General features: G+C 68.1%; 14 protein-coding genes. 10 read left to right on the forward strand and 4 right to left on the reverse strand.

Going from position 1 to position 13039, the window contains the following annotated elements; all coding sequences use genetic code 11:
- Positions 1-52: 52 nt before the first annotated feature.
- Together FBQ73_RS14850 and FBQ73_RS14855 are read right to left on the reverse strand one after the other, a co-directional pair.
- Positions 53-991, reverse strand: a complete 939-nt coding sequence (locus FBQ73_RS14850; protein WP_138400272.1) for a hypothetical protein — start codon at positions 989-991, stop codon at positions 53-55.
- A 126-nt stretch (positions 992-1117) separates the two neighbouring features.
- Positions 1118-1774, reverse strand: a complete 657-nt coding sequence (locus FBQ73_RS14855; RefSeq protein ID WP_246089718.1) for an alpha-ketoglutarate-dependent dioxygenase AlkB family protein — start codon at positions 1772-1774, stop codon at positions 1118-1120.
- Between the two features lie 272 nt (positions 1775-2046).
- Here FBQ73_RS14855 and FBQ73_RS14860 point away from each other — a divergent pair, with 272 nt between their 5' ends.
- Together FBQ73_RS14860 and FBQ73_RS14865 are read left to right on the forward strand one after the other, a co-directional pair.
- Positions 2047-2523, forward strand: coding sequence for a hypothetical protein (locus FBQ73_RS14860; protein ID WP_138400273.1), 477 nt, complete (start codon positions 2047-2049; stop codon positions 2521-2523).
- A 200-nt stretch (positions 2524-2723) separates the two neighbouring features.
- Positions 2724-3104 carry a VOC family protein gene (locus tag FBQ73_RS14865; protein WP_138400274.1) on the forward strand — a complete coding sequence of 127 codons (381 nt, stop codon included), beginning with the start codon at positions 2724-2726 and terminating at the stop codon, positions 3102-3104.
- Between the two features lie 27 nt (positions 3105-3131).
- Here the strand turns inward: FBQ73_RS14865 and pncA are convergent, their stop codons facing one another.
- Entirely contained in the window at positions 3132-3791 is a 660-nt protein-coding gene (gene pncA / locus FBQ73_RS14870) for a bifunctional nicotinamidase/pyrazinamidase (protein ID WP_138400275.1), read from the reverse strand.
- A 240-nt stretch (positions 3792-4031) separates the two neighbouring features.
- Here pncA and dnaK point away from each other — a divergent pair, with 240 nt between their 5' ends.
- Both dnaK and dnaJ read left to right on the forward strand, forming a co-directional pair.
- Positions 4032-5927, forward strand: coding sequence for a molecular chaperone DnaK (dnaK, locus tag FBQ73_RS14875; protein WP_138400276.1), 1896 nt, complete (start codon positions 4032-4034; stop codon positions 5925-5927).
- 263 nt (positions 5928-6190) lie between these two features.
- Positions 6191-7333, forward strand: a complete 1143-nt coding sequence (gene dnaJ / locus FBQ73_RS14880; RefSeq protein WP_138400277.1) for a molecular chaperone DnaJ — start codon at positions 6191-6193, stop codon at positions 7331-7333.
- 32 nt (positions 7334-7365) lie between these two features.
- Here the strand turns inward: dnaJ and FBQ73_RS14885 are convergent, their stop codons facing one another.
- Positions 7366-8379 carry an NAD-dependent epimerase/dehydratase family protein gene (locus tag FBQ73_RS14885; RefSeq protein WP_210236786.1) on the reverse strand — a complete coding sequence of 338 codons (1014 nt, stop codon included), beginning with the start codon at positions 8377-8379 and terminating at the stop codon, positions 7366-7368.
- A gap of 78 nt (positions 8380-8457) precedes the next feature.
- Between FBQ73_RS14885 and FBQ73_RS14890 the strand changes: the two genes are divergently transcribed.
- The 6 genes from FBQ73_RS14890 to dapB all read left to right on the forward strand — a co-directional run bounded on the left by FBQ73_RS14890 (position 8458) and on the right by dapB (position 13007).
- On the forward strand, positions 8458-9090 hold the full coding sequence (locus FBQ73_RS14890) for a TetR/AcrR family transcriptional regulator (RefSeq protein ID WP_281278814.1): 633 nt from the start codon (positions 8458-8460) through the stop codon (positions 9088-9090).
- 160 nt (positions 9091-9250) lie between these two features.
- A complete protein-coding gene (locus FBQ73_RS14895; protein WP_210236788.1) occupies positions 9251-9868 on the forward strand; it encodes a class I SAM-dependent methyltransferase in 618 nt (205 codons plus the stop codon).
- Between the two features lie 58 nt (positions 9869-9926).
- Positions 9927-10631 carry a histidine phosphatase family protein gene (locus tag FBQ73_RS14900; protein WP_138400278.1) on the forward strand — a complete coding sequence of 235 codons (705 nt, stop codon included), beginning with the start codon at positions 9927-9929 and terminating at the stop codon, positions 10629-10631.
- Positions 10628-11332, forward strand: coding sequence for an orotidine-5'-phosphate decarboxylase (gene pyrF, locus FBQ73_RS14905; protein WP_138400279.1), 705 nt, complete (start codon positions 10628-10630; stop codon positions 11330-11332). The genes FBQ73_RS14900 and pyrF overlap by 4 nt, the downstream gene beginning before the upstream one ends.
- A gap of 101 nt (positions 11333-11433) precedes the next feature.
- Positions 11434-12078, forward strand: coding sequence for a DUF1330 domain-containing protein (locus FBQ73_RS23470; protein ID WP_170218915.1), 645 nt, complete (start codon positions 11434-11436; stop codon positions 12076-12078).
- Between the two features lie 113 nt (positions 12079-12191).
- On the forward strand, positions 12192-13007 hold the full coding sequence (gene dapB / locus FBQ73_RS14915; RefSeq protein WP_138400281.1) for a 4-hydroxy-tetrahydrodipicolinate reductase: 816 nt from the start codon (positions 12192-12194) through the stop codon (positions 13005-13007).
- Positions 13008-13039: the final 32 nt, after the last annotated feature.

The following is a 13039-nucleotide window of genomic DNA, read 5'->3' on the forward strand; positions in this document are numbered from 1 at the left end:
GGAGTTAAGTCCGGGAGTTAATCCCGCGCCGGGGAAAAGCGCAACGCCGCCCTCAGCGCGGCTCCACGCCGTCGCGCAGCGCCCGCAGGCGGTCGTAGGTGTCCGGGAAGGCGTCGAGCCGGGTCACGCCCACCATGCGGATATAGGCGGAGGGTCCGAAGCGGATCCATTGCACCAGCTTCACCGGGGTGCCGGTCTTCACGTCGACGCCGGTGGCCATCACCTCGAAGCCGGTCTGGCCGGAAATGCGCTGCGGCTCGGCGCGCTCCAGCTTCAGATCCTTCACGCCGGGCAGGCTGGAGAGGAGGCGAAGCGCGAACTGGCGGCGCTCGTCCTCACGCGGGGCGCCTCCCCCCACGGTGACTACGAACAAAGGCTGGTCCACACCCTCCTGCACGTCTTTCGGCCCGTCGGTGAGGATGAGGGTGGTGCCGGCGAGCGTTCGCACTGGGCGGAAGCCGGCGAGGTTGGTTGCGGCGAAGGGCAGAGCGGCCACCTGATCGGGCACCGAGCGGATCGCGACCGTGGCCAGGGCGGCGCGCACGGTGGCGTCGGGGTAGGCGGCGGCCTCGCTCTCGGGCACCTGCAGGGTGAGAAGGCCGGTGAGCTGGTCGGTGCCAACCAGCAGCACCCATTTGCGCAGGGAGACGGGGCCCGCCGTCTGGGTGCCGGTGAACAGCACGGCCTTGGCGTTCTTGAGGGGGAAGGCCTCGCGTTTGTCCAGGGTAATGCCCTTGCCGGCCAGCGCCGCATCGGTGAAGCCGGCGTCGATCTGATCGTAGGCGTCCGGCGGCATGTCCACGATGAGCAGGGAGGCGCTGTGGGCGCGATCCTCGAACCCCGCGAAGGCCTGCCCTTCCACCATGCCCGGCGGCGGGACGAGGCCGATGGCCGAGCCGCGGGGGAACATGGGGTCGGCGGCAAAGGCCGAAGACAGCGGCGCCGCGACGAGGGTGAACGCGAGGACGGCGGCGGACAAGAGCAGGCGCATGGAGGGCTCCGGCGGGGGATGAGGGATCCGGCGGCAGGGCCTCCGCTCCCCCCGGTCTCGGATCGAAAGGCCTGTTTCGGGCGACAATCGGGCTTTTCTGTGGGCCTCTGCCACAGATACAGCGCTTCAGGTAGCCGGATTGACGCGCCGCAGCGTGAGGTTGAAGCGCCCGCCCTCCGCCAGGAGCGTGGAGGTGCCCGGTAGGATCCGGTCGATGCCGTGGAAGGCGAGCCGGCTCGGCCCGGACAACAGGAAGATGTCGCCCGAGGCGAGACGGATCGAGCGGGTCGCGCCGCCCCGCGTCTCGCCGCCGATGCGGAACAGGGCGGTGTCCCCCAGCGAGAGGGCGAGCACCGGAGCGGTAAAGTCGGCTTCGTCGCGGTCCTGGTGCAGGCTCATGCGGGCGTCCGGCCCGTAATAATTGATCAGGCAGGCCTCGGGCGGCGCCGGGACGGCCGCATAGGTGGTCCACAGGGCCGCCAGCGCCGGTGGCATGGCGGGCCAGGGCGCGCGCGTGTTGGGGTGGAATGGCTGGTAGCGATATCCGGCAGCGTCCGAGACCCAGCCGAGCGGCCCGCAATTGCTCATGCGGACGGAAAACGGCTTGCCGGTCCGCGGCATGGCGGGCGTGAACAGGGGCGCTTCCTCCAGCACGGCACGGATGTCAGCGAGCAGGGCGGCCTGCGCCTCTCGGTCGAGCGCCTCGCGAAACCACAGGGCGCCGGGGGCGACCTCCAGATGAGCTGGCAGAGGGGCTGGCATGGAATCGTGAGGTCCCGTCATGTGTCCAGACGCTCCGATGCCGGCGTTTCAAAGAAAATAGCGGTATTGGATGGAGGCTTTCCCTTGGCGTGACCACGGCTTTAATGCGGAAGTAACCATATGTTACATATCACATTTAAGCTAAGTCGGAACAAAAAGGCGCGGCATGATGTCTTCGGGTCGCTGGGGTCGACAGGAGAGTCGCCATGAATCCCCGCCTCAAGAGTCGTCAGTGTCGTCGCGTGAGCGTTCGCCATTCCTTCGGCATCAGCATCGCGATTTTGATCGCTGGAGTGTCCGCGGCGTCGGCCCAGGCCGTCGTGGTGGGGCCCGGCGGATATATCTCGCCGACGCAGCGGGAATACATCGAGGCTTATGTGGTGCGTCACCCGGTGCCGCCGGCTCCGATCCCCGGGGGCTTTGTCGCCTCTGTGGGAGCGGTGTTGCCGGCAGGTATCCCGCTCCAGCGCTTCGCGGTAGCGCCCGCGCAGCGCTATGCCACCTATGGTCAAGGCTATTACGGCCCCGGCTATTATGGCCAAGTCTATTATGGCCAGGGCGATCCGGGGGTCGCCTATCCCGACCGGGGTGGCTATGACGTGGCTGACTACAACAGCCCCGTCTATCCCGGTGAACTCTATGGTGGGGCCTATGGCAGCGGCTATGGAAATGGCGCCGACCTCTCCGGCTACCGTTACGTGGTGCTGCCGGGGGCCGAGGCGGCGGTGGTGGAGCCCCGCACCCGCCGCATCATCCTGATCATCGAATGAGCGCGATGGTCGCATGACCCAGGCCCCCTTTCCCGCGGCGGGGGGAGGGGGGGCCGCAGGTCCGGGCGTCCCACGTCCGGCTATCCCACGTCCGGTTTCCCACGTCCGGGGGTACCGGGTCGGCAATTTATCCGGATCGCTGGCCGTGGCCGGTCCATTCGGGCATGGTGCCGGCGCTCGCCCATCAGGCAGGAGAGGCCATGGCACCGCACGCGAAGTTCTATTGGAACGAGCTGATGACCGACGACGTGGAAAAGGCCAAGGCCTTCTACAGCGCCGTGCTCGGCTGGACCTTCAGCGAAATGCCCATGGAGGGCGGTCGGGTCTATTACGTCGCCATGCTGGGCGAGGAACCGGTGGCCGGCCTCATGGATAAAACCGACATCGTGCCGCCCTACGTCCCGCCCCACTGGTTCGGCTACATCAGCGTGGACGATGTGGACGCGCGCGTTGCCCTGCTTGAAGCCAAGGGCGGACAGGTGGTCCGGCCGCCGTTCGACATCGAGGGTGTCGGCCGCATCGCCATCGTTGCCGACGCGACGGGCGCGCCGCTGGGCCTGATGACCGCTTTTGACGAGTGAGCCGGCGGGCGGCTCAGGCCGCCACGTTCACGCGATCACATCGGCCAGCCGCACCCGTCGCACCCCGGCGGCGGCCATGTCGGCGTAAGCCTTGGCCAGGGAGCCGTCCACGTCCAGCGCCCGGCAGGCATCCTCGATCACGTAGGTGGTGAAGCCATGCCGGGCGGCGTCCACGGCCGACCAGGACACGCAGAAATCCGTGGCCAGCCCGAGGAGATACACCGTATCGACCCCCCGGTCCCGCAGGTATCCGGAGAGGCCGGTGGGCGTGGTGCGGTCCGCCTCGTAGAAGGTGGAATAGCTGTCGATGGTGCGGTGGTGCCCCTTGCGGATGATCAGCTGGGCGTGGGGAATATCCAGCGCGGCGGACAGGCGGGCGCCCTCGCTGTCCTGCACGCAATGGTCAGGCCACAGGATCTGCCGCCCATAGGGCAGGTCGATCTCGTCGAACGGCGCCTTGCCCAGGTGGCTCGAGGCGAACGAGATGTGGCCCGGCGGGTGCCAGTCCTGAGTCAGCACCACATTTGGGAAATGCCGCGCCACGGCATTGGCGAGGGGCACCACCTCGTGCCCGCCCGGTACCGCCAGGCGACCGCCGGGCAGGAAGTCCACCTGCAGGTCGACCGCCACGAGCGCGGTGCGTGCCCTGGTGGCGGTTGCGGGCGGGACCAGGGAGGGGGCGGGCATCGGGAGGGTCCTTTGCGATGACGCGCGGGCTCGCGCGGACGTGAAAAAGGACCGGGCCGCGAACCGGCACGCCTTGCGGCGCCAAAACACCCCCCCTATATCCGCCTCGATCGTCGTTGTCGCGACGAACCCCAATTCGAAAGTTCAGGGGGCCGGCGGATCGGTTGCGGGAGGGGCCTGCGGCCATCCCCCGCGGGTGCCGAAAGGGCCCGGTCGGCCTGCCGACAAGGAGAAAACCATATGGCCAAGATCATCGGTATCGACCTCGGCACCACCAATTCCTGCGTCGCGGTGATGGAGGGGTCCACCCCGAAAGTCATCGAGAACGCTGAAGGCGCGCGCACCACGCCGTCCATCGTCGCCTTCACGGAGGACGGCGAGCGTCTCGTCGGCCAGCCCGCCAAGCGCCAGAGCGTCACCAATCCCGAGCGCACCTTCTTCGCGGTGAAGCGCCTCATCGGCCGCCGCTACGACGACCCGACCGTCGAGAAGGACAAGCATCTCGTCCCCTACTCCATCGTGCGCGCCGACAATGGCGACGCCTGGGTGGAAGCGGACGGCAAGAAATATTCCCCCTCGCAGATCTCCGCCTTCGTCCTGCAGAAGATGAAGGAGACGGCCGAGTCGTTCCTGGGCGAGAAGGTCGAGAAGGCGGTCATCACCGTCCCGGCCTACTTCAACGACGCCCAGCGCCAAGCCACCAAGGACGCCGGCCGCATCGCCGGCCTTGAGGTGCTGCGCATCATCAACGAGCCCACGGCGGCGGCGCTCGCCTATGGCCTCGACAAGAAGTCGGCCGGCACCATCGCGGTGTACGACCTCGGCGGCGGCACCTTCGACGTGTCGGTGCTGGAGATCGGCGACGGCGTGTTCGAGGTGAAGTCCACCAACGGCGACACCTTCCTCGGCGGTGAAGACTTCGACATGCGTCTCGTCACGTATCTGGCGGACGAGTTCAAGAAGGAGCAGGGCATCGACCTGCGCAACGACAAGCTGGCCCTCCAGCGCCTCAAGGAGGCCGCCGAGAAGGCGAAGATCGAGCTGTCGAGCGCGACCCAGACCGAGATCAACCTGCCTTTCATCACCGCCGATGCCACGGGCCCAAAGCACCTCACCCTGAAGCTCACCCGCGCCAAGTTCGAGGCGCTGGTGGATGACCTCATCCAGCGCACGGTGGAACCCTGCCGGCTCGCGCTCAAGGATGCCGGCCTCACCGCCGGGCAGATCGACGAGGTGGTCCTCGTCGGCGGCATGACCCGCATGCCCAAGGTGCAGGAAGTGGTGAAGCAGTTCTTCGGCAAGGAGCCCCACAAGGGCGTCAACCCGGACGAAGTGGTCGCCATCGGCGCCGCGGTCCAGGCCGGCGTGCTCCAGGGCGACGTGAAGGACGTGCTGCTGCTCGACGTGACCCCGCTGTCGCTGGGCATCGAGACCTTGGGCGGCGTGTTCACCCGCCTCATCGACCGCAACACCACCATCCCGACCAAGAAGAGCCAGACCTTCTCCACCGCCGAGGACGGCCAGACTGCGGTGACCATCCGCGTGTTCCAGGGCGAGCGCGAGATGGCGGCGGACAACAAGATCCTCGGCCAGTTCGACCTCATGGGCATCCCGCCCGCGCCCCGCGGCGTGCCGCAGGTGGAGGTGACCTTCGACATCGACGCCAACGGCATCGTGCAGGTCTCCGCCAAGGACAAGGGCACCGGCAAGGAGCAGCAGATCCGTATCCAGGCCTCGGGAGGCCTGAATGAGGTCGACATCGAGAAGATGGTGAAGGACGCCGAGGCCCATGCGGCCGAGGACAAGAAGCGTCGGGCCCTGGTGGAAGCCAAGAACCACGCGGAAGCCCTCGTCCACTCCACGGAGAAGGCCGTCGCCGAGCATGGCGACAAGGTCGGCGCGGTGGAGAAGGGGGCCATCGAGGCAGCCCTGGCGGACCTCAAGTCGACGCTGGAAGGCGACGACGTGGAGGCCATCACGGCCAAGACCAACACCCTGGCCCAGGCCTCCCTCAAGCTCGGCGAGGCCATGTATGCGGCCCAGCAGCCGGGTGCCGAGGGCACCTCCAAGCCGGCGGACGACGTGGTGGACGCCGAGTTTACCGAGGTCGACGACGACAAGAAGAAGTCGGCGTGATCCAATACGGCGGGCGTTTGCGCCCGCCGTCAGCCCTCTTTTGAAAGAGGGCTCGGGCATCAGGTTTTCAACGTCATGCCCGGGCTTGTCCCGGGCATCCACGCAGATCCGCCGGAGCAACGTGCAAAAGCGCGTTCCTGGCCACGATGCGTGGATTGTCGGCCAAGGCCGGCAGTGATGATCTGTTCAGAATGCGAAGACTGCCCGCCAAGCCTTCGGGCCGGACGGCAGGGCAGGCCGATTGCGGCAGGTGAAGATTGAGCATGGCCAAGCGCGATTATTACGAAACCCTCGGCTGCGACCGCGGCGCCGACGACACGGTGCTCAAGGCTTCCTATCGCAAGCTCGCCATGAAGTGGCATCCCGACCGCAACCAGGGCAATGGCGAAGCGGAGGTGATGTTCAAGGAGGTCAACGAGGCTTACGAGGTCCTCAAAGACCCCCAGAAGCGCGCCGCCTACGACCGCTTCGGCCATGCCGCCTTCGAGAATGGCGGCGGGGGCGGTCCCGGCTTCGGCAATGATTTCGCGTCCTCCTTCGCCGACATCTTCGACGATCTGTTTGGCGGCGCCATGAACCGCAGCCGCGGCGGTGGCGGCCAGCAGCGCGGGCGCGGGGCGGACCTGCGCTACAATATGGAAATCACGCTGGAGGAGGCGTTCTCCGGCAAGACCGCGCAGATCAAGATCCCCACCTCAGTGTCGTGCGAGACCTGCTCGGGTACCGGCGCCAAGCCCGGGACCCAGCCCAAGCCCTGCCGCATGTGCGGCGGCGCCGGCAAGATCCGCCACGCCCAGGGTTTCTTCACTTTGGAGCGCACCTGTCCGAACTGCCAGGGCCGGGGCAGCGTCATCGAGGACCCCTGCTCCGACTGCGGCGGTGCCGGCCGGGTAACGCGCGAGCGCACCCTCTCGGTGCAGATCCCCGCCGGTGTCGAGGACGGCACCCGCATCCGCCTCGGCGGCGAGGGCGAGGCGGGAGTGCGCGGCGGGGCGGCGGGCGACCTCTACATTTTCCTCTCCATCGAGCCCCACCCCTTCTTCCAGCGCGAGGGCGCGGACCTCTATTGCCGGGTGCCCATCTCCATGGTGACGGCGGCGCTGGGCGGCGCAGTGGAGGTTCCCACCATCGACGGCGACAAGAGCAAGGTGAAAATCCCCGAGGGCACCCAGTCGCAGAAGCGTTTCCGCCTCTCCGGCAAGGGCATGCCCATCATGCGGGCGCGCAACCACGGCGACATGTATGTCCAAGTGGTCGTGGAGACGCCGCAGAAGCTCACCAAGCGGCAGAAGGAACTGCTCGCCGAGTTCGACAAGGACAGCTCCGGCGAGACCCATCCCGAATCCACTGGCTTCTTCGCCAAGGTGAAGGAGTTCTTCCAGGGCGCCGCCGGCGAGGGGGCCTGAGGCCTTCCCGCGCGGGACCGGCGGGGCTGCCTTCAGGCGGCCTGCCGGCGGGTGCGCGCGAGCAGCGCGGCAGTCGCCGCCGCCATGGTCTGGGCGATGCCGTCGGCATAGGACGTCTTTGCCAGGGGGCCGATGAGGCCTTCGAGGGCGCTGTCGTCCATGATGACCGGCGTGGTCATCAAATAATTCATCTCCACCAGTTCGCGCATCACCGGGTCGAACAGGCCGGCGAGGCGCAGCATGGTCTTGTTCGCCACCATCAGCCGCGGCTTGGCGTCGGACTTGGCACTCACCAGACGGAAAGCGCGCTCCGCCACCTCCCGCACGCTGATGGTGCCCGCACCGCCCAGGTTGAAGGTGCGGCCGAACGCTTCCTCCCGCGCGATCAGATCCCGCACCACCGGCCCCACGTCCGGCACGAAGACGAACTGGTGCGGCCCGTCGATGGGGCCGATCACCTTGGCCCGCCGTCCCTCGGCCATTGCGGCGAAGATGTCTGACAGAAAGCTGCGCTCGACCCCCGGCCCGTAGAAATCCGGCAGGCGCAGGATGGTCGCGCGGATCGTGCCGGCGGCGTCCGCCTCCATCAGCACGTCTTCCTGCGCCTTGCGCATCTGGCCCTTGAAGGTGTGGGGAGCGCGCGGGTGGTTTTCATCCACCAGCGCCGCCTGCGGCCGTCCGAACGGATAGGCGGTGCCGATGAGCATTAGGCGCGACACTCCCTCCGCCGCCGCGGCCTCGATGGTGCGTGCCATGAGCTGGGGGTGAAGATGGAAGGCGTCGTAGGGCACTCCCACCATGTAGACGAGGGTTTCAAGACCCCGGAACGCGCCCCGGATACTGGCGGGGCCGTCGGGGTTCCAGGTCCGCAGCTCGGCTTCCGGCCGGGCGGCGAAGGCGCGGGCAAGGCCCGGGGCGGAGCGGCCGATGCAGGCAAAGGGTGCGCCGGCGTTGGCAAGTGCCGTGGCGATGCTGGCGCCCACGGGGCCGGTGGCGCCCACGAGACCGATGCGGGGGGTGGCTTGCAAGGCGGCGACGACGGGCATTAGAGTGCTCCTGAACAGCGTTCATTGAATATAGTTCATAAACTGAACGATGTTCATGTCAATCCCGGAGACCACCGTTTGCCGTCTGCGCCCCGCACCCGCCGCAAGGAAGACGCCCGCGCCCGCATCCTGGAAGAGGCGCGGCGCATCGTGCTGGAAAATGGCTTCGAGGCGTTGACGATGCGCCGCATCGCAGAAGCCGCCGGCTATTCGGCGGCCGCGCTCTATCTTCATTTCGAAAATCGCGATGCCATCGCTCGAGAGCTGGGCGAAAGCGGCATGCAGGGCCTGCTGGCGGCGCTGACCGAGGCTGCCGCCGCCGAGGATCCGGTAGAGCGGTTGCGGGCACTGGCCCTCGCTTATGTGGGCTTTGCCCGAATCGAGCCGGAGACCTACCGTCTGATCTTCATGGAGCCCGGCTTTGCCGCCAGTGCCCTCGGCGGCAAGGACGAAGCGGGAGCTGCGGCATTTCAACTGCTCGCCGGCGCCTTCGAGGCCTTGGGAAACGCCGGCCGACTGAGGCCGGGACAGGATTTGGGCGGGCTCGCGTTGACCTTCTGGATCCTGTTGCATGGCACGGTCAGCTTGAAGCTGACCTGCTCTGCCTTTCTTTCGCCACCTGAAGAGGACCTTCTCGCCACCGCCCTCGACAGTCTCCTCAATGGGATACTGGCGCCGGAGCCGACTGGGCTGAACCTGCCCGAGCGGTAGATCGGTGGCTGGACCATGGTTGGAGACCGCATTGTCCGATCAGCGTGGGGTTGACGCTGGTCGGCGCGCGTCCCTGCCGGTGGCACGAACCTTGACCCCGCCTGCTTTCCCGTCTAAGCGCCTGATATCCGAGTTCTCTCGGGCGCCCGAGGTGCCGTTGATGCTTCACTCCCACGACCAGCGCAGGCCGCTTCAAAAGCCCTTGCTTCCGAAGCCGAATCTCAAGGACGAGGTCCGCTTTCTGCAGTCGTGGTTCCAGAATCCGCTCAAGACTGGCGCTGTGGCGCCGTCCAGCCCGGCTCTGGCCAAGATGATGGCAGGCTACCTCGACCCGAAGCAGGACGGCCCGGTCATCGAGCTTGGCCCAGGTACGGGCCCTGTGACCAAGGCCTTGATTCAGCGCGGCTTCGCGCCCGAGCGCCTGTTCCTCATCGAGTACAATCCGGAATTCTGCGCGCTGCTGCGCCTGCGCTATCCCGGTGTCACGGTGATCAATGGCGACGCCTACACTCTCGCCAAGACGTTGACGGGCCGCTTGCCCGGCAAGGCGGTGGGCACCATTTCGTCGCTGCCGCTCTTCACGATGCCGGAGACCGAGCGGCACCGCATGGTGAACGAGGCGTTCGACATGTCCAACCCCGGCTCGCCGTTCGTGCAGTTCACTTATGCGGTGGTTTCGCCGGTGCCGCTGGTGCCCGGCGCCATCGAGGGCGAGCGTTCGCCGCGGGTGTGGAGAAATATTCCCCCCGCCCGTGTCTGGGCCTATCGCCGGCCCTGAGGCTTCCGCGCCGCTGGCGCCGTCCGGCGCCCGGACGGCCACACCGCCGGGGTCATAAGTGACGGATTTCCTTTACCTGACCCACCCTCAGGTCATGGTGGACCCGGCCGTTCCGGTGCCCCGCTGGGGCCTGTCCGAGGTTGGGCGGGCGCGCACGCGCGCCTTTGCCGCATGCACTGATCTCTCCCCCTACCGGCGCATTGTGTCCTCCACCGAGGTGAAGGCGCAGGAGACCGCAAGCCTCCTGGCCGCCACCCTGGGCGTGCCGGTCGAGGTGCGCGAGGGGATGGAGGAAAACGACCGCTCCGCAACGGGTTATCTGCCGGAAGCGCAGTTCCAGGAGATGGCCGATGCCTTCTTCGCCCGCCCGCGCGAGAGTGTGGCCGGTTGGGAACGGGCGCAGGACGCTCAGGCCCGCATCGTCGCCGCCATCAGCCGAACCCTCGCCGAACTTCAAGAACATCGGCAGGTTCCAGTTCTGTTTGTGGGCCATGGCGGGGTCGGCACCTTGCTTCTGTGCCATCTGGCGGGCTACCCCATCTCCCGGCTCCACGACCAGCCGCCGGTGGGTGGCGGCTGCTGGTTCCGCGCCGGCGCGGGACAGCGCCCGGACCGCTGGCGCACGATGGAAGAGGGCGCGGCGCAGGTCCACGCCGGACAGGACGGCCCGGCCCAGGCTGGTGCCGGTCGAGAGAGCACAGCGCCAGCCGGCGCACGGGAACAGGGCGCTGCGCCAGCATGCGCTCCGGAGGAGGGCCCATGAGCCTTGTCGATGCGAAAGTCCGCGACCGCATGATCGTGGCGCTCGACTATCCCAACGTGAGCGCAGCCGAGGCCCTGGTCTGGCAGCTCGGCGACATCGTGACCTTCTACAAGATCGGCCTCGAACTCTCCATCGCGGGGGGGCTCGACCTTGCCGCCGACCTCATCGGCGCCGGCAAGAAGGTGTTCCTCGACCTCAAGCTGCACGACATCGGCAATACGGTGGAGCGGGCGACGGCGGCGGCGGCGGAGCGGGGGGTGCACATCCTCACCGTCCACGCTTATCCCCAGACCATGGCCGCCGCGGCGCGGGGCGCCAAGGGCAGCCCGCTCGAAGTGCTGGGGGTGACGGTGCTCACCTCCTATGACGACACGGACCTCGCCATCGCCGGTTATCGCATGGGGGTGACCGACACCGTCCGCCTCCGGGCCGGGCAGGCGCGGGAGGCGGGGATTGCCGGGGTCATCTGCGCGCCCACCGATGCAGCCATGGTGCGCGCCATCCTCGGGCCAGATGGCCGGGTGGTGACGCCCGGGGTGCGGCCCAAGGGGGCGGACGTGGGCGACCAGAAGCGCGTCGCCACCCCGGCGCAGGCCATTGCCGCCGGCGCCGACCGCATCGTGGTGGGCCGGCCGGTGACGGCCGCGGCGGATCCGGTGGCGGCGGCGGAGGCCATCCTCGCGGAACTGGCGGGCGCCTGACACCCCTGCCCCTGAAGCAGGGTGTCTGAAGCATGGCGCGTGAGGCAAGGGACACCCGAGGGCACGGGTCAGGGACAGCCGGGGCAACAGGAGGCGGGGCGATGGCGAAGGGCTACTGGTTCCTCAATCTCGACGTGGTCAACCCGGTGGACTACATCACCTACCGGGAAGCCAACGCCCGTTTCGCGGCGGAGCACCATCTGCCCTTCATCGTGCGCGGCGGCGATTTCGAGCATCTGGAAGGCATCAAGCGCCACCGCAACGTGCTGGTGGAACTGCCCTCCTTCGAGGTGGCGGTTTCCACCTACGAGATCCCCGAATATCAGCCGGTGAAGGCCCTGCGACGGGCCACGGCCATTGCCGACCTTGCGGCGGTGGAGGGCTATGAGGGGCCCCAGCCGTCGGCGGCGCCCCCGCCCGAGGGCACGCCGGACAAGCCGCGCGGCTACTGGATGGCCAAGGTCGATGTCACCGATCCCGAGCGCTACAAGGATTATGTGGCCGCCAATGCGGAGCCGTTCGCCGAATATGGCGCCTGGTTCCTGGTGCGCGGCGGCCGGCACCAACTGCTGGATGGCCGCGGGCGCTCGCGCTATGTGGTGATCGCCTTCCGCGACATGGAGACGGCGCGGGCCTGCTATTTCTCGCCGGGCTACCAGCGGGCGCTGGCCATCCGCCAGTCCGCCTCGGTGGCGGACCTGCTCATCATCTCCGGCTTTACCGGGCGCGAGGCGCCGCCGGCCTGACGGCGCGCCCGACCCGCCACCTCCCGCGCGCGCCGGAACGCTCCGCCCGGCCAAGCGGTCAACGAGATGTGGTCCGCCGGTCACGGTCGGGCCACCAGCGAAGGACCAGGACCGTGTCTGAACTGCGCATCGTCATCTCCGGCGCCGGCGGCCGCATGGGCCGCGCTCTGATCCGGGCCATCTCGGAGACGGAGGGCCTCACGCTCGTTGGCGCGCTGGAATATTCCGGCTCGTCCTATCTCGGTGAGGACGCCGGGGCCATGAGCGGCCTGACGCCCAACGGCGTGACCGTGGAAAGCGACGTGGCGCCCACCCTCAACGGTGCCGACGTGGTGGTGGATTTCTCCAGCCCCTCGGCCTCGGTGCGGCTGGCGGAGACGTTGGCGGGGGCGGGCATCGCCCATGTCATCGGCACCACCGGCTTCTCCAACGAGGACAATGCGGCCATCGCCGCCGCCGCCCGTCGCACGCCCATCATGAAGTCCGGCAACATGAGCCTCGGGGTCAACCTGCTGGCCGCCCTCACCCGCCGGGTGGCGGCGACGCTGGACGACAGCTTCGACATCGAGATCGTGGAGATGCATCACAACAAGAAGGTGGATGCGCCCTCCGGCACGGCGCTGCTGCTGGGCGAGGCTGCCGCCCAGGGCCGCGGGCGCCATCTCGACGAGTGCTCCGAGCGCGGCCGCGACGGCGTCACCGGCGCGCGCAAGCCCGGCGCCATCGGCTTTGCCAGCCTGCGCGGCGGCTCGGTGGTGGGCGAGCATATGGTGATCTTCGCCGGCCAGGCCGAACGCATCGAGCTGGTGCACAAGGCCGAGGACCGCATGATCTTCGCCCGCGGCGCGCTGACGGCGGCGCGCTGGCTGAAGGGCCGCGAGCCGGGCCTCTATTCCATGGCCGACGTGCTCGGCCTCGGCGATTTCTGAGCGCCGGTTTCCGACCGCCGATTTCCGACTAC

Origin of the sequence: Xanthobacter autotrophicus, from assembly GCF_005871085.1 — a bacterium.
GTDB classification, from domain to species: Bacteria; Pseudomonadota; Alphaproteobacteria; order Rhizobiales; family Xanthobacteraceae; genus Xanthobacter; species Xanthobacter autotrophicus.

Bases quoted from the DNA above. Each gene is read 5' to 3' on its own strand.
- pyrF (WP_138400279.1), top strand. From the start codon at position 10,628: ATGAGCCTTGTCGATGCGAAAGTCCGCGACCGCATGATCGTGGCGCTC.
- FBQ73_RS14895 (WP_210236788.1), top strand. From the start codon at position 9,251: ATGCTTCACTCCCACGACCAGCGCAGGCCGCTTCAAAAGCCCTTGCTT.
- dnaJ (WP_138400277.1), top strand. From the start codon at position 6,191: ATGGCCAAGCGCGATTATTACGAAACCCTCGGCTGCGACCGCGGCGCC.
- FBQ73_RS14850 (WP_138400272.1), bottom strand. From the start codon at position 991: ATGCGCCTGCTCTTGTCCGCCGCCGTCCTCGCGTTCACCCTCGTCGCG.
- FBQ73_RS14855 (WP_246089718.1), bottom strand. From the start codon at position 1,774: ATGACGGGACCTCACGATTCCATGCCAGCCCCTCTGCCAGCTCATCTG.
- FBQ73_RS14885 (WP_210236786.1), bottom strand. From the start codon at position 8,379: ATGCCCGTCGTCGCCGCCTTGCAAGCCACCCCCCGCATCGGTCTCGTG.
- pncA (WP_138400275.1), bottom strand. From the start codon at position 3,791: ATGCCCGCCCCCTCCCTGGTCCCGCCCGCAACCGCCACCAGGGCACGC.
- FBQ73_RS14865 (WP_138400274.1), top strand. From the start codon at position 2,724: ATGGCACCGCACGCGAAGTTCTATTGGAACGAGCTGATGACCGACGAC.
- dnaK (WP_138400276.1), top strand. From the start codon at position 4,032: ATGGCCAAGATCATCGGTATCGACCTCGGCACCACCAATTCCTGCGTC.
- FBQ73_RS23470 (WP_170218915.1), top strand. From the start codon at position 11,434: ATGGCGAAGGGCTACTGGTTCCTCAATCTCGACGTGGTCAACCCGGTG.